The sequence below is a fragment of the Methylobacterium sp. J-068 genome (assembly GCF_022829445.1).
Classification (GTDB): Bacteria; Pseudomonadota; Alphaproteobacteria; order Rhizobiales; family Beijerinckiaceae; genus Methylobacterium.
Map to the genome: position 1 here is coordinate 29179 of NZ_JAKSXY010000018.1, position 22530 is coordinate 51708.

At 68.0% G+C, this 22530-nt stretch carries 20 protein-coding genes and 2 tRNA genes; 15 read left to right on the top strand and 7 right to left on the bottom strand.

Features of this window, described 5'->3' with window-relative positions; genetic code table 11:
• Positions 1 to 9: 9 nt before the first annotated feature.
• From MKK54_RS00975 to MKK54_RS01020, 10 genes are all read left to right on the top strand, one after another.
• A complete protein-coding gene (locus MKK54_RS00975) occupies positions 10 to 2274 on the top strand; it encodes a cellulose biosynthesis cyclic di-GMP-binding regulatory protein BcsB (protein WP_244008646.1) in 2265 nt (754 codons plus the stop codon).
• On the top strand, positions 2274 to 3452 hold the full coding sequence (locus tag MKK54_RS00980; protein WP_244008647.1) for a glycosyl hydrolase family 8: 1179 nt from the start codon (positions 2274 to 2276) through the stop codon (positions 3450 to 3452). The genes MKK54_RS00975 and MKK54_RS00980 overlap by 1 nt, the downstream gene beginning before the upstream one ends.
• Positions 3437 to 5284: a hypothetical protein gene (locus tag MKK54_RS00985; RefSeq protein ID WP_244008648.1), complete on the top strand. Its 1848-nt coding sequence runs from the start codon at positions 3437 to 3439 to the stop codon at positions 5282 to 5284. Before MKK54_RS00980 ends, MKK54_RS00985 begins: the two co-directional genes overlap by 16 nt.
• A complete protein-coding gene (gene bcsN, locus MKK54_RS00990; protein WP_244008649.1) occupies positions 5281 to 6333 on the top strand; it encodes a cellulose biosynthesis protein BcsN in 1053 nt (350 codons plus the stop codon). The genes MKK54_RS00985 and bcsN overlap by 4 nt, the downstream gene beginning before the upstream one ends.
• 25 nt (positions 6334 to 6358) lie before the next feature.
• Positions 6359 to 7837, top strand: a complete 1479-nt coding sequence (locus tag MKK54_RS00995) for a response regulator (protein WP_244008650.1) — start codon at positions 6359 to 6361, stop codon at positions 7835 to 7837.
• 692 nt (positions 7838 to 8529) lie between these two features.
• Positions 8530 to 9858: an AmpG family muropeptide MFS transporter gene (locus tag MKK54_RS01000; protein WP_244008651.1), complete on the top strand. Its 1329-nt coding sequence runs from the start codon at positions 8530 to 8532 to the stop codon at positions 9856 to 9858.
• 193 nt (positions 9859 to 10051) lie between these two features.
• Complete coding sequence (locus tag MKK54_RS01005; protein ID WP_244008652.1) at positions 10052 to 10189, top strand: hypothetical protein; 138 nt, start codon at positions 10052 to 10054, stop codon at positions 10187 to 10189.
• Positions 10190 to 10397: 208 nt separating this feature from the next.
• On the top strand, positions 10398 to 10997 hold the full coding sequence (locus tag MKK54_RS01010) for a hypothetical protein (RefSeq protein ID WP_244008653.1): 600 nt from the start codon (positions 10398 to 10400) through the stop codon (positions 10995 to 10997).
• Positions 10987 to 11391: a type II toxin-antitoxin system death-on-curing family toxin gene (locus MKK54_RS01015; protein WP_279597086.1), complete on the top strand. Its 405-nt coding sequence runs from the start codon at positions 10987 to 10989 to the stop codon at positions 11389 to 11391. Before MKK54_RS01010 ends, MKK54_RS01015 begins: the two co-directional genes overlap by 11 nt.
• Positions 11392 to 11650: 259 nt before the next feature.
• Positions 11651 to 11962: a hypothetical protein gene (locus MKK54_RS01020; RefSeq protein WP_244008655.1), complete on the top strand. Its 312-nt coding sequence runs from the start codon at positions 11651 to 11653 to the stop codon at positions 11960 to 11962.
• Positions 11963 to 12122: 160 nt separating this feature from the next.
• Here the strand turns inward: MKK54_RS01020 and MKK54_RS01025 are convergent, their stop codons facing one another.
• The 4 genes from MKK54_RS01025 to queA all read right to left on the bottom strand — a co-directional run bounded on the left by MKK54_RS01025 (position 12123) and on the right by queA (position 15409).
• Positions 12123 to 12767, bottom strand: a complete 645-nt coding sequence (locus MKK54_RS01025; RefSeq protein WP_244008656.1) for a hypothetical protein — start codon at positions 12765 to 12767, stop codon at positions 12123 to 12125.
• Between the two features lie 122 nt (positions 12768 to 12889).
• Positions 12890 to 12965: transfer RNA gene (locus MKK54_RS01030), tRNA-Lys, on the bottom strand.
• 123 nt (positions 12966 to 13088) lie between these two features.
• Positions 13089 to 14264 (bottom strand): tRNA guanosine(34) transglycosylase Tgt, encoded by a 1176-nt coding sequence (gene tgt, locus MKK54_RS01035; protein ID WP_244008657.1) that lies wholly within the window; start codon positions 14262 to 14264, stop codon positions 13089 to 13091.
• Between the two features lie 41 nt (positions 14265 to 14305).
• Positions 14306 to 15409 carry a tRNA preQ1(34) S-adenosylmethionine ribosyltransferase-isomerase QueA gene (queA, locus tag MKK54_RS01040; protein WP_244008658.1) on the bottom strand — a complete coding sequence of 368 codons (1104 nt, stop codon included), beginning with the start codon at positions 15407 to 15409 and terminating at the stop codon, positions 14306 to 14308.
• Between the two features lie 157 nt (positions 15410 to 15566).
• Between queA and MKK54_RS01045 the strand changes: the two genes are divergently transcribed.
• The 3 genes from MKK54_RS01045 (at position 15567) to MKK54_RS01055 (ending at position 17185) form a co-directional block, all read left to right on the top strand.
• Positions 15567 to 15809, top strand: coding sequence for a hypothetical protein (locus tag MKK54_RS01045; RefSeq protein WP_244008659.1), 243 nt, complete (start codon positions 15567 to 15569; stop codon positions 15807 to 15809).
• Positions 15810 to 15898: 89 nt separating this feature from the next.
• Positions 15899 to 16156, top strand: a complete 258-nt coding sequence (locus MKK54_RS01050; RefSeq protein WP_244008666.1) for a hypothetical protein — start codon at positions 15899 to 15901, stop codon at positions 16154 to 16156.
• 141 nt (positions 16157 to 16297) lie between these two features.
• The gene (locus MKK54_RS01055; RefSeq protein WP_244008660.1) at positions 16298 to 17185 is read left to right on the top strand and encodes a cation diffusion facilitator family transporter; all 888 of its coding nucleotides are present in this window, start codon (positions 16298 to 16300) and stop codon (positions 17183 to 17185) included.
• A gap of 58 nt (positions 17186 to 17243) precedes the next feature.
• On the opposite strand, the gene MKK54_RS01060 is transcribed toward MKK54_RS01055, so the two are convergent.
• Both MKK54_RS01060 and lipB read right to left on the bottom strand, forming a co-directional pair.
• A complete protein-coding gene (locus tag MKK54_RS01060; protein WP_244008661.1) occupies positions 17244 to 19460 on the bottom strand; it encodes a TonB-dependent siderophore receptor in 2217 nt (738 codons plus the stop codon).
• A gap of 191 nt (positions 19461 to 19651) precedes the next feature.
• Positions 19652 to 20395: a lipoyl(octanoyl) transferase LipB gene (lipB, locus tag MKK54_RS01065; protein WP_409564104.1), complete on the bottom strand. Its 744-nt coding sequence runs from the start codon at positions 20393 to 20395 to the stop codon at positions 19652 to 19654.
• A 65-nt stretch (positions 20396 to 20460) separates the two neighbouring features.
• Here lipB and MKK54_RS01070 point away from each other — a divergent pair, with 65 nt between their 5' ends.
• Together MKK54_RS01070 and MKK54_RS01075 are read left to right on the top strand one after the other, a co-directional pair.
• Complete coding sequence (locus MKK54_RS01070) at positions 20461 to 20766, top strand: FliM/FliN family flagellar motor switch protein (protein WP_244008663.1); 306 nt, start codon at positions 20461 to 20463, stop codon at positions 20764 to 20766.
• 117 nt (positions 20767 to 20883) lie between these two features.
• A tRNA-Leu gene (locus MKK54_RS01075) sits at positions 20884 to 20968 on the top strand.
• A gap of 1431 nt (positions 20969 to 22399) precedes the next feature.
• Here MKK54_RS01075 and MKK54_RS01080 read toward each other — a convergent pair.
• Positions 22400 to 22530: transposase (locus MKK54_RS01080; protein WP_244008667.1), on the bottom strand; the 131-nt coding region annotated here is incomplete at its 5' end.

Sequence of the window (22530 nt, forward strand, 5' to 3'; positions counted from 1 at the left end):
GGCCGTTCGATGCGCACCCTCCGCTTGCTCACGCTCACCGCCGGCCTGGCCTGCGCCGCCGGCGCGACGGCCCAGACCTTCTCGGGCCTCGGCCCGGTTCGTCCCCTGGTCCTGCCGCAGGATCAGGACGGGACACCGGCCATCGCCGAGCCGCGCGCCGCACCGCGCGGTCCGCGCGAGCCCGCCCTGCGCCGGCTACCCTCCGTCACCGCACCGATGCGCCTCTGGGGCGAGAACGGCGCGATCACCTGGACGCTCTTCGCGACCGAGGCCGAGGCCCGCGCGGGCGGCCGCTTCCAGGTCGGCTACCTCGCCGCCGTCTCGGTGCTGCCCGAGGCCTCGACCCTGACGTTGACGCTCAACGGGAAGACGCTCGGCGCCACCGCCATCGACGGCGCCAAAGGGCTGCGCACCGTGAGCTTCGAGGTGCCGCCGGGCGCACTCTCGCACGGCTTCAACGCCGTGCGGGTCGCGACGCGTCAGCGCCACCGCGTCGACTGCTCGGTCGCCGCCACCTACGAACTCTGGACGCAGATCGACCCCGACAGCACCGGCTTCGTCTCCGCCGCATCGGGCCTCGGCGCGGTGGCGGACCTCGCGGCGGCCTCCGTGTCGGCCGACGGCGCCGTGCCGATCCGACTCGTCCAGACCGGCGATCGTCTTTCGGAGAGCGGCGTCGAGCGCCTGCTGGGCGCCGTGCAGGACGTCGTGCTGGCCGGCCGCTTCGGGCAGCCCTCCGTCGATTTCGGTCCGGTGCCGGAGGCCGGCGACGGTCTGGCCCTGGCGGTCGGACCGGCGGAGCAACTCGCCAAGACACTCGATCTCGGGGCGCTCGGCCCGGTGACCGGTCCGCGCCTCGCCCTGTTCCCCGGTTCGCCCGAGCACCGCCCGCTCCTCGTCGCCACCGGTGCGAGCGAGGCCGACGTGACGGAGAGCCTGGCCGAACTCGCCCGGCTGCACGCCGTTCCGCCGCAGGGCACGCCCTCGGGCCTGCGCGCGCTGGCCGATGCCGGTGGCCGGCGCATCGCGGGGGGCGAGAGCGTCACGCTGGCCGATCTCGGCATCGCCGACGCGCATGTGGCCGCGCGCACCCACCGCATCGGCTTCGATCTGGCCCTGCCGCATGACGTGATGGCCGCCGATTACGACCGCCTGGCGCTCGACCTCGACGGCAGCTACCCGGCCGGCCTCGCTCCGGGAGCGCAGATCTCCGTCGAGATCAACGGCAGCAGCGCCGGCAGCACGCCGCTGGCCCGCGCGGGCGGCGAGCGTTTTCGCCGCCGCACGCTGTTCCTGCCCCTGCGCCTGCTGCGACCCGGCCTCAACCGCGTCGTGATCACCGCCGAACTGCCGCGCCAGGAAGACAGGGCCTGCCCGGCGGAAGAGGCGGTCCTGCCCGAGCGGCTGACACTCTTTGCAAGTACACGCCTGACGATTCCGGGGCTGGCCCGCATCGCGCGCCAGCCCGACCTCGCCGAGACGCTGAGCGCCGGCTTTCCCTATGCGCAGGGACCTCGCCGCCCGATGCTGAGCGTGCCGGCCCCCGATCGCGACAGCATGGCCGCCGCCGCGACGCTGGCCGCCCGTCTCGGCTACGCCGCCGGTCGCGCGATCCCCTTCGGCTTCGCCGCCGGCCGCACCGCGATCACCGGTCCGACGCTCATCGTCGCGCCGGCGCGCCTGCTCGATGCGCCGACGGTGAAGGCGGCCGGCCTTGACCCGCAATCCGTGCGCGAGGCCTGGACGGGCCGCGAGAATCTCGCGGCGATGCAGGCCGTGGGGCCCGCCGCACGCCGGCGCGCCCTACGCCATGACGCCATCGCGGCCTGCCGCGCGACGCCCGCGATCTCCGATGCGCCGGCCGCAGCCAGGGCATCGGCCGAGACGGGACCGGATCTCGGTGGTGCCTCCGCGGTCCTGACCCAGGCCATCACCGGCCCGGGCGCCGACGACCTCGTCACCCTCGTGACCGCACCGAGCGCCGCCGCGCTCCGCGAGGCGGTCGATTGCCTGGTGCATCCCCGGGTCTGGAATCATCCGCAGGGGCGTCAGGCCGTGCTCTCGGCCTCGGATGGCGGCGTCGCCAGCTGGCACGACGACAGGCCCCGCTACGTCGCCACCGCCGAGGCCTCCCCGCTGAACCTGCGCCGGATCGCGGCGGGCTGGCTCTCGCTCCATGCGGGGTTCTACGGCGTCTTCGCGCTCCTGCTGGCGGGCTGCCTCGCCGGCTCGACCCAACTCCTCGTGCGAAATCTCGGCCGGAGGTCGAAGTGATGGTGTCCCCCCCGTCCGCGCGCGTCCAGGGCATCCGCGCCGACACCCGCGCGTGGCTGCGATCGACCCGGCGTCGCATCGTCATCCTCGCCTCGGCGCTCCTTTCGAAGGCTCTTCTGGCATCGTCGCTCCTCGCGCTCGCCGGCCCCGCCTGCGCGCAGACCGCGGCGGCGCCGCTTCTCGGCGCATTGTCCGACAGCCAGACCTGGGCCGCCTACAAGGCGCGCTTCGTCACCGAGCAGGGCCGCGTCGTCGACACCGGCAACGGCGGCATCAGCCATTCCGAGGGTCAGGGCTACGGCATGCTGCTCGCCGTCGCCTTCGGCGACCGCGCCGCCTTCGAGCGGATCTGGACCTGGACGCGGGCCAACCTGATGGTGCGCGACGACCAGCTCATCGCCTGGCGCTGGGAACCCGGGAGCCGCCCCGCCGTCGCGGACATGAACGATGCCTCGGACGGCGACCTCCTCGTCGCCTGGGCGCTCGCCGAGGCGGCGGAGGCTTGGCGCGACCCCTCGCACAGGGTCGCCGGCCGGCGCATCGCGGTGGAACTGGGCCGCAAGCTGATTCTGCCGCGCGCCGCGCACGGACCGCTCCTGCTGCCGGCCGTCTCCGGCTTCTCGGCCGAGGACCGTGGCGACGGACCGGTGGTCAACCTGTCCTACTGGATCTTCCCCGCCTTCGACCGCGTCGCGCTGCTCGCCCCGGAATTCGATTGGGCCGGGCTCGGCCGCAGCGGGCGCCGCCTCATCGCCGCCGCGCGCTTCGGCGCGGCCCGGCTCCCCGTGGAATGGGTCTCGCTCTCCGGCGAGGTCCCCCGTCCGGCCGAGGGATTCCCCCCGCATTTCGCCTACAACGCCCTGCGCATCCCCCTCTACCTCGCCATGGCGGGCGTGACGGACCCGGAACTCCACGCGCCGTTCCTGGCGCTCTGGGCCAAGCCCGAGGCCGGGGGGCTCGGCCTCGTCGACACCGCGAGCGGCCGCGTCACCGAGCGCCTCGCCGAGACCGGCTACGGCGCGATTCCCGCGCTCAGCGCTTGCGCCAGCCGTGGCACGCCGTTCCCCGCGAGCCTCCGAACGGTCCGGGCGGGCAGCGAGCACTACTACCCGGTCACCCTGCATCTCCTGGCGCTCGCCGCCCTCAAGACGAAGTTCCCCGCATGCGCGCCGCGCTGATCCTCGCCCTCGTCGCGTGCGGCCTGATCCAGGCCGCCTCGGCCGAGCCCGTGGCGGCCGACCGGCCCGACGACGTCGCGCTCCGCTACTACGCGGCGCAGAAGCGGACCGACCGCGTCGAGGCCGAGATCGAGCGGTTGCGCCGCCGCCATCCCGGCTGGCAGCCGCCCGCCGACCTCTGGACCGCCGAGCCCGGCGGCGAGGACGAAGGCCCGCTCTGGGACCTGCTGGGCGCCGGGCGTCTGGCCGACCTGCGCGCCGGCCTCGCCGAGCGCCGCCGCGCCGAGCCCGGCTGGACGCCGTCCGCGGCCCTGACCAGGGCCCTCGCACGGCGGGATCTGCGGCTCGAGGCCGTCACGCTCGCCAAGTCCGCCCGCTGGATCGAGCTCGCCCGGCTCGTCGACGCCCGCCGCGCCGACCTCGACCCCGGCGAGGCCGAACTCGGCTGGGCGGCGGCGGAAGCCTGGGGCCGCACGGAGCGCGGACCGGAGGCGTTCGACTGGCTCAAGCGGATGATGGTCGCCCCCGGCCTCGGCCCGGAGGAGCGCCGCGTCACGCTGCTGCGCGCTATGGCCTTCCTGCCCATGGGCGAGGTCGACCGCCTCGTAGCACAGGCGAGGCCGGGGGAGGCCGAGCCGATCCGGATCGACCTGACCCGTGGACGCATCAGCGCCGTGCTGCACGACGAGGCCGGGCAATCGGTCGATGTCAATGACCGCATCGCCTTCGAGGCCTATGCCGAGGCCGCGCCGGACCCGAACCAGTCGGCCCTGGTCGCCTGGCTCGCCTACAAGGGGCGGGATTTGCCCGTGGCGCTCACCTGGTTCAAGCGGGCGATCGCGCGCGGCGGCGACGCCATGGTGGCGCACGGCCTCGCCCATACCCTGCGCGAACTCGGCCTGCGGCGCGAGGCGGAGGACGTCGCCTATGCCTGGCGCGAACCGCTGGTGAACAACACCCTGCTGTTCATCGACCTGCTCGAGGGCGACCTGACCCGTGAGATCCCTCCGGCGATCGAGCCCGAACGGCTCACGCGCTACGCCCAGGTCACCGCCGCCACGGCTTCGGGCGAAGGCGCGCAGGCGCTCGCTTGGTACGCCTACAACAATTGCCAGTTCGACACGGCGCTCGGCTGGTTCAAGCGCGCGGTGGCGTGGTTCCCGAAGGAGGCCACGGTCTACGGCTACGCCCTGACCCAGCGCCGCCTGCACCAGCAGCGCGCCTTCATCGAGACGGTGAACCGCTACGACGGCCTGTTTCCGAAGGTGGTCGACCTGCTGTTTCAACCGGCCAGCGACCATCCGATGCCCTGCGAGCAGGCGGCGGCCAGGCGCGTGGCGCGCCCGGTCGCGGTGGCGCCGACCTCGGGCTATCTCGATCTCTCGGCCCCCAACGAGCCCGTCGCTGCGGGCCGGCGCGGGCGCGTGCCCGATCCGGACGATCTCGGCGCCTCGGCCGCCTCCACCCCCCAGGTCCGCCGCAGCGACTTCCCAGTTCCCGTCCCGATGGAGAACGACCTGCGCGTCGCCCCCAGCGGCACCGCGAGTGCGGTGGCCGAACTCCGCTGGCCTGCCCGCGCCCTGGGCCGGCCCGCGACGATCGCCCGGCGCGTGCCCGGCGTCGGGGCGATGCCCTACGAGCGCTACGGCTTCTCGCTCAAGCCCGCCTGGAACGGCGAGGACGGCCCGAGTGCCCCGACGGCCGCCGAGAAGCCGGCGCCGAACGGCTCCCTCTGGGCCGACCAGCACGCCGCCCCGTCGAGCGGCCTCGACGTCGCCGGCACCGGATCGATCCAGCCCCTCTCCTCCCGCACGCGGAACCGCGCCCCGTGACCCGTCGCCTCATTTCTCTTTTTGCCCTCGCCCTCGCGCTCGGCGCCTGCAACGCCCGCACGCCGACCGGCTCGCTGGCCTCGCCGCGCTATGCCAGCCTCGACGCCACGCTCGATGCCCGCGCCGACAGCACCGCCGGCCTGTCGGACGCTCTGCCGCCCGAGCGCCGCGCCAGCCCGGTCGCGGTGCTGCCCGCCTGGATCGGCCGCCCGACCCGGCTGCGCGAGCACGACGATGCCGGGGCCTTCGAGCAGGTGGTCTCGCTCGGCCCGACGCCGCGCGGGCAGGCCCGCGAAAATCTCGTGATGGTCCGGATGGCGCATGCCGGCGCCGCCTCGGGCCGCCTCACCGACGGTTCGGCGGCCTTCATGGGCCGGCCGACGGAGGCCGGCATCCGCGCCGAGATGGAGGCCGTCTTCCCCGGCGTCCCGATGCAGGTCGTCGAGCGCCCCAGCGCCAACAGCTACGGCCCTTACGGCCTCGCCATCGGCCGCGGCGCGGGCGGCGCGCGCTGTCTCTACGCCTGGCAGTGGATCGCGGAGCCGCCGGCCCTCCAGGGTGACGGAAGCGTCGCCGCGCCCCTGTCGCTGCGCGTGCGCCTGTGCCGCTCCGACATCACGCTGGAAGCGATGGCCGCGGCGGTGAACCAGCTCCGCCTCGTGCCCCGCTTCGCGGGACAGCCGGTCGAGGCGCCGCGCCGCGCCGTGGCGCAGCCTGCCGGCACTCAGCCCGAACGACGCCGGACGAGGGCCTCCGTCCGCCGGCCCGACCCCGACCGGACGCCGCGCGGGGCGGCCTCGGCCGACCGCGGCGCGTCCGCGAGGCAGGCCGCGCCCGACACCCAGGAGCGGCGCTACCTCGGCGCGGACACGGCGTCCGTCGCGGCCCCAGCGCCGATCCATCCAGCCGGTGCCGTTCCGGTCTCCGCCAGCGTGGTCCGGGGCACGCTCGCGGGGCTCGGCGCGGTTCCGGCAGCGACGTCGGCCACGATCTCCGCCGACCTTCCGCCGGAGGCCTATCGTGGGCCTCCCGGCAACCCGAGCCGGTAACGCGGCCTCGAACGGGATTGCAGCGATGTCGATCGAACAGAGTCAAACCGTGACGAACGGGGCCGCCATGGGCACGCGCATCCTCCTGGTCGAGGACGATCCGGGCACGCAGGATCTGATCCGCGCACTCTGCGAGGGGCGCGGCGACCGCATCGACACCGCCGTCGACGGCTTCCACGGCCTGCGCCTCCTGAGCGAGGGCCGCCACGAGATCGTGCTGATCGATTACCACCTGCCCGAGATGGACGGCTACGCGCTCGCCCGCCTGATGCGTGAACTCGCCCGGCCGGAGGAGTGCGTTCGCCTGATCGGCATCACGGCCGACCGCCACGGCCTGGCCTCGCGCCGTGGTGCCGACACGCTGTTCGATGCGATCCTGGTGAAGCCCCTCGATCCACAGGTCCTGTTCGCGACGCTCGACCGGCTGATGCAGCCCGAACCGGTCGACGAGGTCGGCGACCCGGCCGGCGCGCTCTGGCGTCTGCGCGGCCTCACCGGCCGACCGCGTGCGATCCTCTGTCCGCCGCCGTCGGCCACCGAGGCGGAAGCCATCGCACAGGCCTTCACCCTCGTGGAATCGTCGGACGAGGCGGACATCGTTCTCATCAGTGACGAGACCGGCCTCGATGGCCTGCGGGGCCTGCGGGGCCTGCGGGCCGACGGTTCGGCCGGCCTGCTGCCGGTCTTCGATCTGACGGGGAGGTTCGGGGAAGCCTGCGACGGCGCTTTCCAGGTCGGCGATCCGGATTCCTGGACCGCTTTGGCCCGGACCAGCCTCACCTTTGGCGAACGCCGCGCCATGCTGGCACCCGCGTTCCGCAACGCGACCGATGCGAAGGCCCGCCTGGCCGCACTGATGTTCGTCGCCGACCGTCGCCTCCGGCTGACCACGGGCGCAGAGCCTGCCGGCTCCGCCTACGAGACCGGCTACGCGAAGGCCTCGCTGATGGCGGCGATGCTGCAACTGATGGAGGCCGGCTCTCTGACCTGTGAGCCGATCGCCGGCGGTGTCGTCGCTGCCTTGACCCAGGCCGGGCACGACGAGGTCACCCGGGAACATCCGGTCGAGCCCGGACAGACGGGTCAGGCCGCCCCGGTCTCCGCGCCCACGAACCTGCACGATCGATCCGCCGCCTCGGCTTCGGATGCCGAAGCGGCAATGCCGGTTGATGTCGAACGGCTGCAGGGATTGAACGCCCTCATCGGCTGGCGGCAGATGGAGGTGCTGCTGGCTCGCCTCGGCGAAACGCTCGACACGGTCTTCGCACCCGGCGACGACACGCAGACCATCGCGCGGCAGGCTCACACTCTGATATCCATGGCAGGCAGCCTCGGCTTCGATCAGCTCTCGCAGGCCTGTCAGGCCCTTCAGGCGACGATCGCGGCCGGGGCCGATGAGACGCGGTGTTTGCAGGACGCGAGGCGGGCCACGGCCTCGACGAAGACGCTGTGTCGTCAAGGCGGACTGTTACTCACCGAGCCGTTGAAGGCGCTCAAGGGGTGAGCCTGTGCGGCAAGCGGCATTCGCCGAGCTCGATGGATCACAGTCCCTGAAGCGGACGCGCGACAATGTCGCCGATACCTCTGGCGTCATCCGGCCAGGGTGCCGATAGGTTGGCTTCGCCGCGGTGACTGATACCGGTTCTGCTTGATCCCTTCGGGACGATCAGACGCGACGGGCTCCATCTCCTGGAAGAAGAGGGGACCCGCGAGTCACCCCGTCACCGAACTGATCAGGCGGAAACAGTATGAAATGATGGTGAGCGCGTTGGGGCTCGAACCCAAGACCTACAGATTATAAGCTTGCATGAACGCCCGCCATCGGTGCTGCCCCATGTGGATGAAGAGCGATTAAGTAATTGATTTGAAACGACTTTGCGATATGCCTTGTCGACGGGCGGCGATCGTTGTCGCTCCTTGTTGATGCCGCGTGCTACCCCGGTGCTTCGACAACCCACCAGCTGCACCGGAACATCCTGAGAAGAAGCCGCCTGCGATCCCGGAAGAAAACGACCCGGCGATCAAGGAGACCGAGGAGCAGCCGAGCTGATCGAGTTCATCTCGTACGCTGCCCGACGCAAGAAGCCCCGGACCGTTAAGCGGCCGGGGCTTCGGTCACTGGTCGCAGGCTGAGGGCCAACAGGGGTAACATCCGCTCAGCCCATCGGGTACGGGCAGGGGTGGAGAGGACCGAGCATGAGCCAAGCGGTCGTGGCAAAACCTGGGGCGACACCTTTCTGGTCAGCCCTGTTCACCGATCGACGGATCGCACCGGCCCTTGGCCTCGGCTTCACGTCCGGCATCCCGTTCCTTCTCGTCTACTCGACCCAATCGGCCTGGCTCTCCGACATTGGGATCTCGATCGCGACCATCGGGCTCCTGAGTGAGCTGACCCTTGCCTACAAATTCAAGTTCCTGTGGGCACCCTTCCTCGACCGGTACGATCCGCCTTTCCTCGGCCGCTTCCTCGGCCGGAGGCGTGGCTGGATCGTTATCGCGCAGCTCGGCGTCATGGCCGCAGCCGCAGGCATCGCCTTCGGCGATCCTGCGCATCAGCTCGCCTGGACGATCGCCTTCTCGCTGGCTTTAGGATTTGCCGGCGCAACGCTCGACCTCGTCATTGATGGTTGGCGCATCACCAGCGTGCGCCCTCCCGAGAAGCAGGCCGTGCTCTCGTCCTGGACGGAGATCGGCTGGAGGCTCGGCAACCTTGCGGCCGGAGCGGGCGCCTTGTTCCTGGCCGACAGGATCGGCTGGCGCGGTGCCTACCTCTGCATGGCCGCGCTGATGCTCCCAGGCATGATCGCGGCCGTGCTCGCGCCCGAGCCGCCCTCGGACAAACGCCCCCATCTCGCCAGATCCGGCTTCCTCAATACCATCTGGGCGCCAATCAAAGAGCTGCTGACCCGGCTCGGCCCAATGGCGCCCGTCATCCTACTCCTCGTCGCCGGTTTCCGCATGCCGGGCTACGTGGCGAGCGCGATGGCCATTCCCCTGTTCAAGCACCAGGGCTTCTCCAACACCGACATCGCGACCGTCACGAAGCTGTTCGGCTTCTGGATTGCGCTGGGCGGTACGTTCCTGGCCGGTGCCCTCATCCCGCGGATCGGCATGCTGCCGAGCCTCCTTATCGGCACTGTGGCCGGCTCGGCCTCGCATTTGAGCCTGGCCTACCTCTCCGCGCATGGAGGCGATGGTGGGACGGCGTTCTGGACATTCGCAACAGCCGTTGGCGTCGAGGGCTTCGCCTACGCCTTCGCGTCGGTCGTGCTGATCACCTACATGTCGACCCTCGCGTCGACCGATCATGCGGCGAGCCAGTTCGGGCTCCTGACGTCGCTCTGCGCCTTCCCAGGCAGCGTGCTCGCAGGCTTCTCCGGCTTCGCGATCGAGCACACCGGCTTCACCTGGTTCTTCGTCGCAACGTCTTTGATCGGGCTGCCGGTAGCTCTGCTCGCTGTCTACGTCTGGGCGAAGGTCGGTATCTCCGACGAGGCCTCACCACGCCCACCTGCGGCGCATTGAGGCGAAAGCTTCATCAGAGCCCAGCGCTTCCCTGTTGCAGCGACGCCGCGATCCAAATGCCTTTTGGTCAAGCTGTTTCCCCGCGGCCGAGACGGATGAGCGCGGGCGGGAGTTGTTCATCCCCCGGGGCAATGGCCAGATCGTGCCGATCGGAAAGGGCGGAAGCGGCGGCTCATCCGGTCCTGTCGTGAGGATGGGCGACATCAACATCAGCGCGCCTGGCGCTGACCGTGAAGGGCTGATGCAGCTTCGCGTCTACGTGGATCGGAGCATGGCCGAGAGCCGCCGCACCATCGGGCAGCAGCTGGCCTTGTGGAAGGAGAGCAACTGACATGCTGGGGACGAGCATCATGCGGGTCCCAGGCGTGATCGGTCTCGGAAGCGGCGGCACCAGCTGAAGCTTTGGGCGGTACGTAGCGATAGGACGCGACTGTCAGGGCCGACCATCAGGGCCCGCTGCGGTCTTTTTGATGCGGGCGAACAGGATCTTTACGTTTTCCATCCCCATATCGTACAAACCGCTTGGACGAGGATGGGAGATGGGCGCGCTCGCTTTTCAGGAGCAGGTCGAGAATTTGGCAGCGGTGACGCGAGGCCGTTCTCTAGATATGCCGAAAAAGGGCGAAGTTCTCACTTTCAAACGCGCATCGATTGTCCGTGTTGTGAACCGACTCATCGACGGCACTTGGTCCATTCGCGGTCGGTACATCTCGTCTTTGAGGGAGGTTCCTTCGCGTTCCGCTCTCTTGGAAGAGGCCGCGGCGGGGCAAGACTTCTCTGGCTCGAAGCAGTCGCTTGAACGACTCGTCGCAAGCTTGCAAGTCCCGACCATGCACGACAGTGACGGGAGAAGCGTCATTGCTATGCTGGATGAAATAGCTCGCGAATGGGCGAAGAAGTCTGCAGACGACGGCAGATTTGTTCGCAGGCTAGCCAAGCGCGCGCGTGAGGCGGGACAGGCATGCGACACTCAAAGGCTCCGTGTCCTCACTGTCGCAATAGAACTCCTTGACACAATAGAAATAATCGAGGCCACAAAAATTAAGGCGTATAAGTTTTCAAATAAATATCAGTATGATGACATATTTGATGCTCACTTAAGCAGCTATCCTGTGACGATGGATTACCTTGCCAGATAGACCGAACGAACCTATCTGGTTCAGCGCCTCTCACATAGTCAGGATGAACGAGAAGATAGTCTCCGCTCGCGGTGAGTGTCATCTCGTTCTTGATGCCGGCTTAATTGAAAGCGCTCTGACGCGCCCATTAAACTTGTTCCTCTACGAAGGCGTCACCGATATTTTCATGCTTGGCGTGCGCCTCATGGAAGCGATCGGTAAGAACCACTGCTTCGAGCAAGGCAACAAGCGAACTGCTCATATGGCTGCCCTGTCGTTCATGCGGATCAATGGCTCGCCCTACCAGCACGCCGACACGAGTGAAAACGCCAAGGTGATACGGCGGGTCATCACCGGACTGGTGAGCTTCAATGACGTGATCACATGGTGCAGGCCGCTGCCTCTAGCCGCGTAGCCCCCAACGGACGATCAGCGCCTATCGCCCATGCTCCGCCGATAGTTCGGCATGCAGCTGGCGCAAAACAGACGGTAAATCGATGGACTGGAGCCGGCATCACCCGATCGCGAAAGATCGCTGCGGATTGTCCGAGCTCGCTCGCATCTCGGGTGTGGACGCTGCTACGATCCGGCGCTGGATTCATCGTAGAGCGCTGAAGGTGCCTCCAGTCGGCCGGGGGCGGGATCGTGCCTGCAAGATCTGGCAGGCTATCCACGTGGCCATCATCGCCGATATGAGTCGCATGGGCCTGCCGATCACCGGCAAGGGCGCTGACATATCCCTGGCCTTCCTGGGCTACGTGCGCCACCGTGTGGCCCGTGACGGCGACCTGAGCGACGTGGGGCCGGTCTCGCTCACCATCGTGCCGGAAACAGATGATTGGGGCATTCGGCCGGCAGAGTGGGTGCTGACCGGCGAGTCCTGCATTACTATCGGGCTTACATATATTGTCGACGCAACAGCAGACAACTATAAATCATGCTCATCGGCGAAAGGTTGTATCAAAAACATTCGAGCGCGTATCTGATGGCACAGCTTGTTTAATTCTTCCAAGTGTATTCCGTTTAATCTAAGTTTGACTAAAGGGTTTTGCGAAAACTGCTGATTATTTATAACCCCAGACAACAATGCATTCGTTGTCAGAAGCAATGATGTGAATTCTTGAGTATGATGATTATCTAATGTTTCTATATTCGGATAACTGCATACACTCGAGTAAATCTGAGATAAAGATCGAAAATAATCCTCAAAAAAAGATCGACAGTAGAAGAGTCTGTTGCCGACAGATATATCTCGCGGCTAAAATCGAGAACTCCAATCTTTATGTGGCGCCAATCATTCTCCTCATGAGCTTTGTGTAACTCTAGCGCTGACAATCTAATCTGCTTATTCTTATATAATTCCCTAGAAATATAATAAAGTTGCAGATTTGAAAGCTCGTAGATTTCCCTTGACTCTGAAAACAGATTGCTTTTTTGCATTATAGCAATCTGTCGGTTGCTTTCTTCTGCGGACTTTTGCAGTTCTAATTTTTGTTCAGCAAGGATGTCTCTTGTTTCGGCGAGCTCTTCTCGCTGAAGTCGAAGTTCCTTCCGTTGTAGCTGTGTCGCTACGAATAGCCAAAGGAACGCCAGCGGCGCAAAGAAGCCCGCGAGGATGTCGCCGATGCTGTTGAGCGGAAGACGTCCTGGAGCCGTCCCCGGCGGCTCAAACAGCGAGCCAACTTCCCCCCATCGATCGTAAAGGACGAGGGCACCAAACCCGAGATATAGAACAGTGAGGAAATACCAGGGCCAGAGGGCATCGCCGCGCGGCGGCTTGTTCGTGCTCATGCCAAACCGCCCTACATCTCGGCGCATCCTTCGGGGTGCGCCATTTTTGTTGACCGTTACCCTTCCGGTTACCCGGTTCACGTCTCAGGATACCGGAGAGGCATCTAAGTGCCTGAGAAAATTGGTGAGCGCGTTGGGGCTCGAACCCAAGACCTACAGATTAAAAGTCCGTTGCTCTACCAACTGAGCTACGCGCTCGCATCCGATGCTTGGCAGCGCGGCGCCTTGGGGGGCCGGGCCGCGTCGGACAGCGTGGCTCGCAATAGGGGCTCGGCGGTATGGGGTCAACCGCGATTCCGGTTGTCCCTCCGGCGGGCCGGTTCAGGCCGGTCGGCGCTCGGCCTCGGCGCGGGCCCAGGCGGCGCGGGTCTCGTCACAGAAAGCGGCCAGCCGCCCCTCGGCGATGGCCCGGCGCATCCCCGCCATCAGATCCTGGTAATAGGAGAGGTTGTTCCAGGTCAGCAGCATCATGCCGAGGATCTCGTCGCTGCGCACGAGGTGGTGCAGGTAGGCGCGGGAATAGTCGCGGGCCGCCGGGCAGGACGAGGCCTCGTCCAGGGGGCGCGTGTCCTCGCCGTGGCGGGCGTTGCGCAGGTTGATCCGGCCGTGGCGGGTATAGGCCAGGCCGTGGCGGCCGGCGCGGGTCGGCATCACGCAGTCGAACATGTCGATGCCGCGCGTCACCGAGCGCATCAGGTCGTCGGGGGTGCCGACGCCCATGAGGTAGCGCGGTTTGCCCTCGGGCAGGTGCGGCGCCACCGTCTCGATCATGGCCAGCATCACGGCCTGCGGCTCGCCCACCGCGAGGCCGCCGATGGCGTAGCCCTTGAGGTCGAGGTCCACGAGGGCGCGGGCGCTCTCCACCCGCAGGGCCGGCACGTCGCCGCCCTGGACGATGCCGAACATCGCCTTGCCGGGCTGCTCGCCGAAGGCGACGCGGCAGCGCTCGGCCCAGCGCAGCGAGAGCCGCATGGCCTTCTCGATGGCGGCGTGGTCGGCCGGCAGGCGTACGCACTCGTCGAGCTGCATCTGGATGTCGGAGCCGAGCAGGCCCTGGATCTCGATGGAGCGCTCGGGGCTCATGTGGTGGGCCGAGCCGTCCACGTGCGAGCGGAAGGTCACGCCCTGCTCGTCGAGTTTGCGCAGGGCGGAGAGCGACATCACCTGGAAGCCGCCGGAATCGGTGAGGATCGGGTGCGGCCAGTTCATGAAGTGGTGCAGCCCGCCGAGCCGCGCCATGCGCTCGGGGCCGGGGCGCAGCATCAGGTGATAGGTGTTGCCCAGCACCACGTCGGCGCCGAGGTCCCGCACCTGCCCCGGATACATCGCCTTCACGGTGGCGGCCGTGCCCACCGGCATGAAGGCGGGCGTGCGGATGCCGCCGCGCGGCATCGTGATGGCGCCGGTGCGCGCCGCGCCGTCGGTGGCGTCGATGCGGAACGTGAAGGAGTCGCTGGTCTGGGATCGGGCTTGGTCGGACACAGGATTTTGGGACATGGGCGGGCTCTTAGCACCGCGCGCGCCGCCGGGCACGCCTCCTAATCCGCGGGTGCCGGAAACAGCAGGCTCGAATCCCCGTAGGAATAGAACCGGTAGCCCGCCGCGATCGCGTGTGCGTAGGCGGCCCGCATGGTCTCCAGCCCGGAGAAGGCCGAGACCAGCATGAACAGGGTCGAGCGCGGCAGGTGGAAATTCGTCATCAGCGCGTCCACGGCGCGGATCGGCGTGCCCGGCGTGATGAAGATCTCGGTCGGCCCGGAGAACGGATGCAGGATCCCGTCCGCGTCGGCGGCGCTCTCCAGCAGCCGCAGGGCGGTCGTGCCGACTGCCACGATGCGTCCGCCCCGCGCCCGCACGGCGTTGAGCGCCCGCGCGGTCTCGGCGTCGAGGATGCCGATCTCGGCATGCATGCGATGGTCCTCGGTGTCCTGCGCCTTGACCGGCAGGAAGGTCCCCGCCCCTACGTGCAGGGTGACCGCGTGGCGCGCGAGCCCGGCCGCGTCGAGATCGGCGAGGAGCGCCTCCGAGACGTGCAGCCCGGCGGTGGGCGCGGCGACGGCACCGGGTTCGCGGGCATAGACTGTCTGGTAGTCGGTGGCGTCCCGCGCGTCGGTCGCGCGCTTGCCCGCGATGTAGGGGGGCAGCGGCAGGTCGCCGACCCGCGCGATGGCCGCGTCGAGGGCCGGGCCGGCGAGATCGAAGCGCAAGGTGATTTCGCCGCCCTCCCCCTTCTCCGCGATGGTGGCGTCGAGCCCCGGAAGCTCGCAGGGCGCGCCCGCCCCGTGCCGGCCGAAGTCGACCCGGTCGAAGCCGACCCGGTCGCCGACCGCGAGGCGCTTGCCCGGCCGGGCGAAGGCGCGCCAGCGATCCGGGGCTTCCCGCAGGTGCAGCATCGCCTCCATCCGCAGGCCCGGCGAGCCGGCGCGGTGCCGGATGCCGTTGAGACGGGCCGGGATCACGCGGGTGTCGTTGAAGACCAGGGCGTCGCCCGCCCGCAGCAGGCCCGGCAAGTCGCGCACCGTCCGGTCCGCGAAGGGCTTGCCCGGACGCACCACGAGGAGGCGGCCGGCATCGCGGGGCACGGGGGGGCGCAGGGCGATGCTCGCCTCGGGCAGTTCGAAATCGAAGAGGTCGACGCGCATGGCGCGCCAACAGCACGGTTCGCCCATCCGGATCAATGGGGCCGGATCAGGCGGGCGCGGCCCGATCCGGTGGAACCGGCGCGGGCCGGCCCTGTTCAGAAGGAGAGCCGCTGCCGCCTCCGGACGGCCTCGAACGACGAAGAGGACACTCGAACGCATGCCGTGGTTTGCCGTGAGCCCCCGTGATCCCGCCGATCCGCGCTGGCCGCTGCCGGAGCAGCCGCGCGTGACCCTGAAGGCGGAGGACGCGGACGAAGCCCGCGAAAAGTTCCTGGAGGCCTATCCGAGCCGCCCGTTCGGGACGCCGGCCTCGCCCGTCGCGGATGCCGGAGATGCCGGGTTTGCCGGGGATCGCGACGCCCTCGAGATCGTGCCGACCGATACGCCGCCCTCGCCCTGAGCGCCCTGCCTCGGGAATCGTGAATCCCGAAGCTTTGGGACAGCGTTGGTGCAGGCGTCGATGCCGATGGCGGGAGGGGTGTGAGTGGCATGAGCGAGGCGATCAAGGGCGACGAGATCAGGGCCAGGATGGCGCGGCGGCGCGTCACCCTCGACGGACAACTGGTGTCTTACTGGGACCGCGAGGCCCTGCGCCTGGAGACCCTGGCCGAGGGCGCGCGCTGGAACTGGACGGCACGCGGCCACCGGCGCAGGGCCGAGCGGGCCCGCGCCAAGAGCGCGGTGTTCGCGGAGCGCGAGCGGGCCCGTGCGGCCACGCCCGGGGAGTCCGGACCCGACCCGGCATAGCCCCGGCTCAATCGTTCAGCGACGGGTTCAACCTGTGCCGTGGCCTTGAACCTTTGCCGTGGCCTTGGCGCGGCCCCGGCGCGTATGGGCTGCCCGACCGCACGGCGAGACGCCGTCGCGGCTTCGAGCCCGGACGCCGCGATGGACCGCACACAGAAAGCCGCCCTGCTGAGTGCCGTCATCGGCACCCTCGTGATGGGCCTCAAATTCGCGGCCTACTGGATCACCGGCAGCCTCGCGCTCTACTCCGATGCCCTGGAGAGCATCATCAACGTGGTGGCGGCCCTGTTCGCCCTCATCGCCCTGCGGGTGGCCGCCCAGCCCGCCGACGACGACCACCCCTACGGTCACCACAAGGCGGAATACTTCTCCGCCGTCATCGAGGGCGCGCTGATCATCGTCGCGGCGATCCTGATCCTGCGCGAATCCTTCCAGGGCCTCCTCGACCCGAAGCCCCTCGACGCGCCGTTCACGGGCCTGATGGTCAACCTCGTGGCCACGGCGATCAATGGCGGCTGGGCGATCTGGCTCCTGGCGCGCGGCCGGGCCTGGCGTTCCCCCGCCCTGGTGGCGGATGCCCGCCACGTCATGGCCGACGTGATCACCTCCGGCGGCGTGCTGGCGGGCGTCGCCCTGGTGATGGCGACCGGCATCGCCATCCTCGATCCGCTGATCGCCGGGCTCGTGGCCCTCAACATCCTGTGGTCGGGCTGGGGCATGGTGCGGGAATCGGTCAGCGGCCTGATGGACAAGGCGGCCCCGCCCGAGATGGTGGCGCAGATCCGCGACCTGATCTCGACCCACAGCACGGGGGCGCTGGAGGCGCACGACGTCCGCACCCGCCACGCGGGCCAGGCGACCTTCATCGACTTCCACCTCGTGGTGCCGGGCGCCATGACGGTGCAGGATTCGCACGCCATCTGCGATCGCCTGGAAGCCGCGATCGAGAGCGCCATCGAGGGCTCCGTCGTGGTCATCCACGTGGAGCCCGGCGAGCACGCCAAGGGCCGGGGCGTGCCGGTGGTCTGAGGGAGCGGAAACCCGCCCTCCGGGGCGCGCCCGGCCAACGGCGCCGGCCCCCTTCGGCCTACCAGCGGTAGATCAGGCTGCCGATGACCGTCGCGGGCTGGTTGCGGTTGCAGAAGCCGAACGAGCAGGTCTGATAGTTCCGGTCGAAGATGTTGTAGCCGTTGAGCTGCGCGCGGAAGCCCTTGTAGCGCGGGTCGAGCGCGGCGAAATCGTAGGCGACGAGGGCGTCGTACAGGGTCGCGGTGGCGTTGCGCACGGTGTTCAGGTCGTCGGCATAGCTGGTGCCGATGTAGCGGATGCCGCCGCCGATCTGCAGGCCGCGCAAGGGAGAGGATGGCGGGAAGGCATAGGTCAGGAACGATGCGTAGGTGTCGCCGGGAATGCCCGAGACGCGGTTCCCGTTGATCGATTCGCCCGTGGCTGCGGTCGAGTTCACGAAGCGGATGTCGACGTGGGTGTAAGCGATCGTCAGATTCGTGCCGGGCGCGAGATTGGCGGTGGCCTCGGCCTCGAAGCCGGTGGAGCGCACGGCGCCGGTGGAGGCCTGGAACAGGATGTTGTTGGGGTCGGTGCGCAGGATGCTCGACTGCGCGATGTCGAAGCCGGCGAACGCGGCCTGGATGTTGGTGCCGGGGATCAGGACCTTCACCCCCGCCTCGATCTGGTCGCCGGTGGCCGGCTTGAAGGCCTGGCCGTTCCGGTCGAGGCCCACCTGCGGCGTGAAGGTTGTGGCGTAGCTGGCATAGGGCACGAGGCCGGGCGCCAGGACGTAGCCGAGGCCGACGCGGCCGGTGAAGGCGGTGTTGTCCTGGCGCGAGACCGCACTGCCGGGCGTCGCGTAGCTGTCCTGGAAGACCTGATCGTAGCGCCCGTTCACGGTCAGGATGAAGTCGCCGAACTTGGCCTGATCCTGGAGGTAGACGCCGATCTGGTCCTGGGTCTGGCGCGCGGTGTCACCGAGGGCCGGCGTCGCGATGAACTGCTGGCCGTAGTTCCGCGTGAGGAGGTTGAGGTCGGGAACCGCGACGCTGTCGCCGTAGAAACTCCCGAAGCGGGTGGTGAGGCTGTAGCGGGCGTAGTCGACGCCCCCGATCACGGTGTGGGCGATCGGGCCGGTCGCGAAATGCCCTTCCAGCTGGTTGTCCAGCGTCTGCTGGACGAGGCCGTTGCGCTGATAGCCGTTGTCGCGCGCGCCGATGGTGCGCTCCGCGTTGATGGACGTGATGTCCACGTACTTCGCGCTCAGGAACAGGCCGTAATGCCGGAAGTTCTGGCGGAAGATCAGGTCCGGACTGAACTTGTGCTCGAAGGCGTAGCCGACCCGGTACTGGGTCTGGTCGAGGCCGGCGAAGCGCGGATCACCCATGTAGTAGTTCGTCGCCCGGAAGCCGGGGTCGTTGTAGAAGAACGTCGTCGCCGGCGTGTTGGTGATCTGGAACTCGCTCAGGAACGTGAACGTGGTGTCGGCCGAGGGCTTCCAGGTGAAGGCCGGGGCGATGTTGAACTGGTCGTCGTTCGTGCCGAGGCCGATGAAGGTGCCGGCCTCCCGTCGCAGGCCCGTGAGGCGATAGGCCATCGTCCCGCCCGTTCCTTCGAGGGGGCCGCCGACGTCGAAGGCGCCCTGGAAGCGGTCGAAGCTGCCGGCCTGGAACTGCACCTCGCCGAAGGGCGCGAAGACCGGGCGCTTCGACGTCGCGTCGAGGATGCCGCCGGGTGAGCCGAGGCCGTAAAGGCCGGAGGCCGGCCCGCGCAGGATGGTCACCGCCTCCAGGCCGTAGGGCTCGGTCTTCGGATAGGCGAAGCCGCTGCCGATCACCCGTAGGCCGTCGCGGTAGATGCCCTGGTTGGTGAGCACGTCGAAGCCGCGGATGAAGATCTGGTCGAAGCGCGGATCGAAGCCGGAGCGCGCCGTCGCGGCGCCGGGGATGTAGGCCACCGAATCCGCGAAGGTCTGGACGTTGCGGTCGTTGAGCTGCTCGCGGGTGACGACCGAGACCGATTGCGGGGTCTCGATCAGCGGGGTGTTGGTCTTCGTCGCCGCCGTGGCGACCCGTGCCGTGTAGCCGGTGACGCCGGAGGGGCCGCCGCCGCCGCCGCTGGTCGCCGCCGTGCCGCCATCGCCACCGCTGAGATTGACGCCTCTCCCGATGGCGGGCCCGGGCGCCGTCCCCTCGACGGAGAGCTGATCGAGTTGCACGCTTTGCTGAGCGGCGGCGGGCCCGCCGAGGGCGGTCGTGGCCAGGAGGAGAGCGAGGCGTGAGGAGCGATGGGGCATGGACACGGAACACGCTGGGAGGCGCCCGAAGCGGCGCAATACCCCGTTTCATCGCTTGTCGGGGATTACGAAGCAAGCCAAAAACGTGTTGTTTTACAGATACTTAGAACAATTAAAATCTGAAGGAATTCCAAACTGACGCCGCGTGGCGCGGGCGATGGCGCGACGCCTCCGCGTGATCGGGATGGAGCTCACGCCCCCGGTACGGTCTCGCCGAAGATCGCCTCGAAGGCGGCGCGCAGCTGCATGTCGGCCTCCGGCAGGGTGACCAGGCGCCCAAGATCGACGAGGCTGGTGACCCCGTGTCCGACGATGCCGCAGGGCACGATGCCCTCGAAGTGGGAAAGGTCCGGCTCCACGTTGAGGCTGATGCCGTGGAAGCTCACCCAGCGGCGCACCCGGATGCCGATCGCCGCGATCTTGTCCTCGACGCCCTCCCCCTTCTCGGGGCGTCGGACCCAGACCCCGACCCGGTCCTCGCGCCGCTCGCCGCGCACGTTGAAGGCCTCCAGCGTGGCGATGATCCAGGCCTCCAGGGCCGCCACGTAGGCCCGCAGGTCCCGGCGCCGGCGGTTGAGGTCGAGCATGACGTAGGCCACCCGCTGGCCGGGGCCGTGATAGGTGTACTGCCCGCCCCGCCCGGTGCGGTGGACGGGAAGGCGCTCCGGCGCGACGAGGTCCGCCTCCCGCGCCGAGGTGCCCGCCGTGTAGAGCGCCGGGTGCTCCAGGAGCCAGACCAGCTCGGGAGCCGTGCCGGCCGCGATCGCCTCGGCCCGCGCTTCCATCACGGCCACCGCCGCCTCGTAGGCCACGGGTGCCTCGCTGATCCGCCATTCCACCGGCGCGCTTCCGGGCCCGGCGCGGAAATCGCCCGCGGACAGCGCCAGCCGGGGGGCGGTTATGGTTTCGTTTACCAAGACTTCACCATCACGCATGGACAGTCGGATGAGGGACGGGCGCCGCGAGCGCCAGAGCGTCCCTCGGGCAAGGAACGGGTGGCGTGGCGGTTCTCGAAGACCTCAAGGTCGATCTCACGGTGGTGCTCGGGCGCAGTCACATGCCGCTGCACATGCTGCTGCGCATGGGCCGTGGCGCGGTGATCGAACTCGAATCCACCGAGACCGATATGGTCGAGATTCTCGCCAACGACCACCCGATCGCGCGCGGCCAGATCGTGGTGACGGGCAACCGCATCTCGGTGGAGGTCACCGAACTGATCCGCAAGGCCGAGGTCGTGCGGCTTCCGGGCGTGACCATTGGCGACGGCGCGGTGCCGGTCCTGGAGGGCGGCGTCGATTTCCTCTGATCCGCCCATTCCGGCGCTTGTCGGACGAAAATTCGTCTGCTACTAGCTGCGCCGCGCCACGAGAGATCGTTCGCAGCCCCCCGGGGCGGCGGACGAAAGCGAACGCGGTGAGACAATGCGGCCATGGCGGAATTGGTAGACGCGCTAGCTTGAGGTGCTAGTCCTGCAAGGGGTGGAGGTTCGAGTCCTCTTGGCCGCACCAACTCTTTTGTCCTTGAGCGACAGAAGGTTGTTGCATTACAACGGGTTACGGGTAGCCGCGCTGTCACACAGCGGTACCCCACATGGCCGTCATGACAGCCCGACCTTGGAAAGACCCGAAGACCGGGGTCTATCATCTCCGACAGCGCACTCCGCGAGACCTTTTGGTCCGCGTGAAGGACCAGACGGTCTCCCTCCCAGTCGCTGATACTTTCGTTTCCGTGAAAGTCGGAGACACCGTTCAGGCATCCCTACGCACTAAGGAAGCCGCCGAAGCGCGTACCCGCCACGCGGTCGCTGACGGGGCTCTGAAGCGGTTCCGGGAAGCTCAGAAGGCTGGGCCGGCTCACCTATCCCATAAGCAGGCTGTCGCCCTTGCTGGCGTCCTCTTCCGGGAGTTCACCGAAGCTCATGACGATGACCCCGGCGAGGCTGAGCGGTGGCTCATAGAGCACGGAGCTGATGTTCTCGCGCGGTATGGGCAGCTTGGGCGCGCGAGATTGATGATAGGTGACGACGCACGGCGCCGCTCTTCGCGTGAGTTTCGGTTCGGCCAGGCGCCCGGATTGCCGAACTGACGCATCTGGAAGCGGGGGACATCAGGACAGAGGCAGGGATAATAGTGATGGACCTGAGGGTCACCAAGACGGGGCATCCGCGGACAGTGCCGATCCACGCTCACCTCATCGAGCAAGGCTTCCTGGCCTTCGTAGCGGCGGCTGGGCCTGGGCCGTTGTTCTTCGATCCGAAAAGGCACGGGAAGGCTTCCTCTACGTCCCCGGCCGAGTTGCGCGGGCACAAGATCGGCAAGTGGGTTCGCGAAGCCGTGAAGCTGGACCCTGACGTGGACCCGAACCACGGCTGGCGGCACACTTGGAAGACCAGAGCCCTTGGTGCGGGGATTGAGGAGCGGCTCCGGGACGCCGTAACGGGTCATCGGGTTGGATCGGTCGCACGGAGTTATGAAGCGCCGTCACTGGCGATGTTAACCGCTGCGATGCGGAGATTTCCGCGCTGCAGCTCGTAGCTTCAAGTTGGTGCGGACGGTGGGAGACCCTTCGTCCCAATTTCGATCATTGTAAACATTGATGTTTTGACGGCACTGTCGAAGGTCTTTGTAAGGATTTGGCTAGCCCGACACTGCCGCTTGAAACGTATGATCTGGGGATGCCGAAGGTACGGACGGAAGCCTCAAAGCGGTCATAGCGCGCGTGACCCAGCATGTCAGAGTCAATGGCCACTTCAGCACGCCTATTGGTATGCTGAAGTCGCGCCATCCTATCAGCCGAGATAATTAAAATCTCTACTCAATGCGGATGCGGAAGGTCTTCCATAGCGGCAATCCCAGGAGTAGTGAGCCAGTTATATAGTCCTTCACGTGTTAAGGAGCCCTCCCTAATTCGGAGTACTGCCTCCGCCAAGCTAGGGTGTGTCATCGCTTGAGCCAGTGGAGGGCGGCGGCGAGGTAGAGGACGCCCATGAAGCTGATGGCGGTCTTCTCGTAGCGGGTGGCGATGGCGCGCCATTCCTTGAGCCTGGCCCAGAGGCGCTCGACCTGGTTGC

Coding starts and splice junctions, on each gene's coding strand:
- MKK54_RS00975 (WP_244008646.1), top strand. CDS start 10: ATGCGCACCCTCCGCTTGCTCACGCTCACCGCCGGCCTGGCCTGCGCC.
- MKK54_RS00980 (WP_244008647.1), top strand. CDS start 2,274: ATGGTGTCCCCCCCGTCCGCGCGCGTCCAGGGCATCCGCGCCGACACC.
- MKK54_RS00985 (WP_244008648.1), top strand. CDS start 3,437: ATGCGCGCCGCGCTGATCCTCGCCCTCGTCGCGTGCGGCCTGATCCAG.
- MKK54_RS00995 (WP_244008650.1), top strand. CDS start 6,359: ATGTCGATCGAACAGAGTCAAACCGTGACGAACGGGGCCGCCATGGGC.
- MKK54_RS01000 (WP_244008651.1), top strand. CDS start 8,530: ATGAGCCAAGCGGTCGTGGCAAAACCTGGGGCGACACCTTTCTGGTCA.
- MKK54_RS01005 (WP_244008652.1), top strand. CDS start 10,052: ATGGGCGACATCAACATCAGCGCGCCTGGCGCTGACCGTGAAGGGCTG.
- MKK54_RS01010 (WP_244008653.1), top strand. CDS start 10,398: ATGGGCGCGCTCGCTTTTCAGGAGCAGGTCGAGAATTTGGCAGCGGTG.
- MKK54_RS01025 (WP_244008656.1), bottom strand. CDS start 12,767: ATGAGCACGAACAAGCCGCCGCGCGGCGATGCCCTCTGGCCCTGGTAT.
- tgt (WP_244008657.1), bottom strand. CDS start 14,264: ATGTCCCAAAATCCTGTGTCCGACCAAGCCCGATCCCAGACCAGCGAC.
- queA (WP_244008658.1), bottom strand. CDS start 15,409: ATGCGCGTCGACCTCTTCGATTTCGAACTGCCCGAGGCGAGCATCGCC.
- MKK54_RS01045 (WP_244008659.1), top strand. CDS start 15,567: ATGCCGTGGTTTGCCGTGAGCCCCCGTGATCCCGCCGATCCGCGCTGG.
- MKK54_RS01050 (WP_244008666.1), top strand. CDS start 15,899: ATGAGCGAGGCGATCAAGGGCGACGAGATCAGGGCCAGGATGGCGCGG.
- MKK54_RS01055 (WP_244008660.1), top strand. CDS start 16,298: ATGGACCGCACACAGAAAGCCGCCCTGCTGAGTGCCGTCATCGGCACC.
- MKK54_RS01060 (WP_244008661.1), bottom strand. CDS start 19,460: ATGCCCCATCGCTCCTCACGCCTCGCTCTCCTCCTGGCCACGACCGCC.
- lipB (WP_409564104.1), bottom strand. CDS start 20,395: ATGCGTGATGGTGAAGTCTTGGTAAACGAAACCATAACCGCCCCCCGG.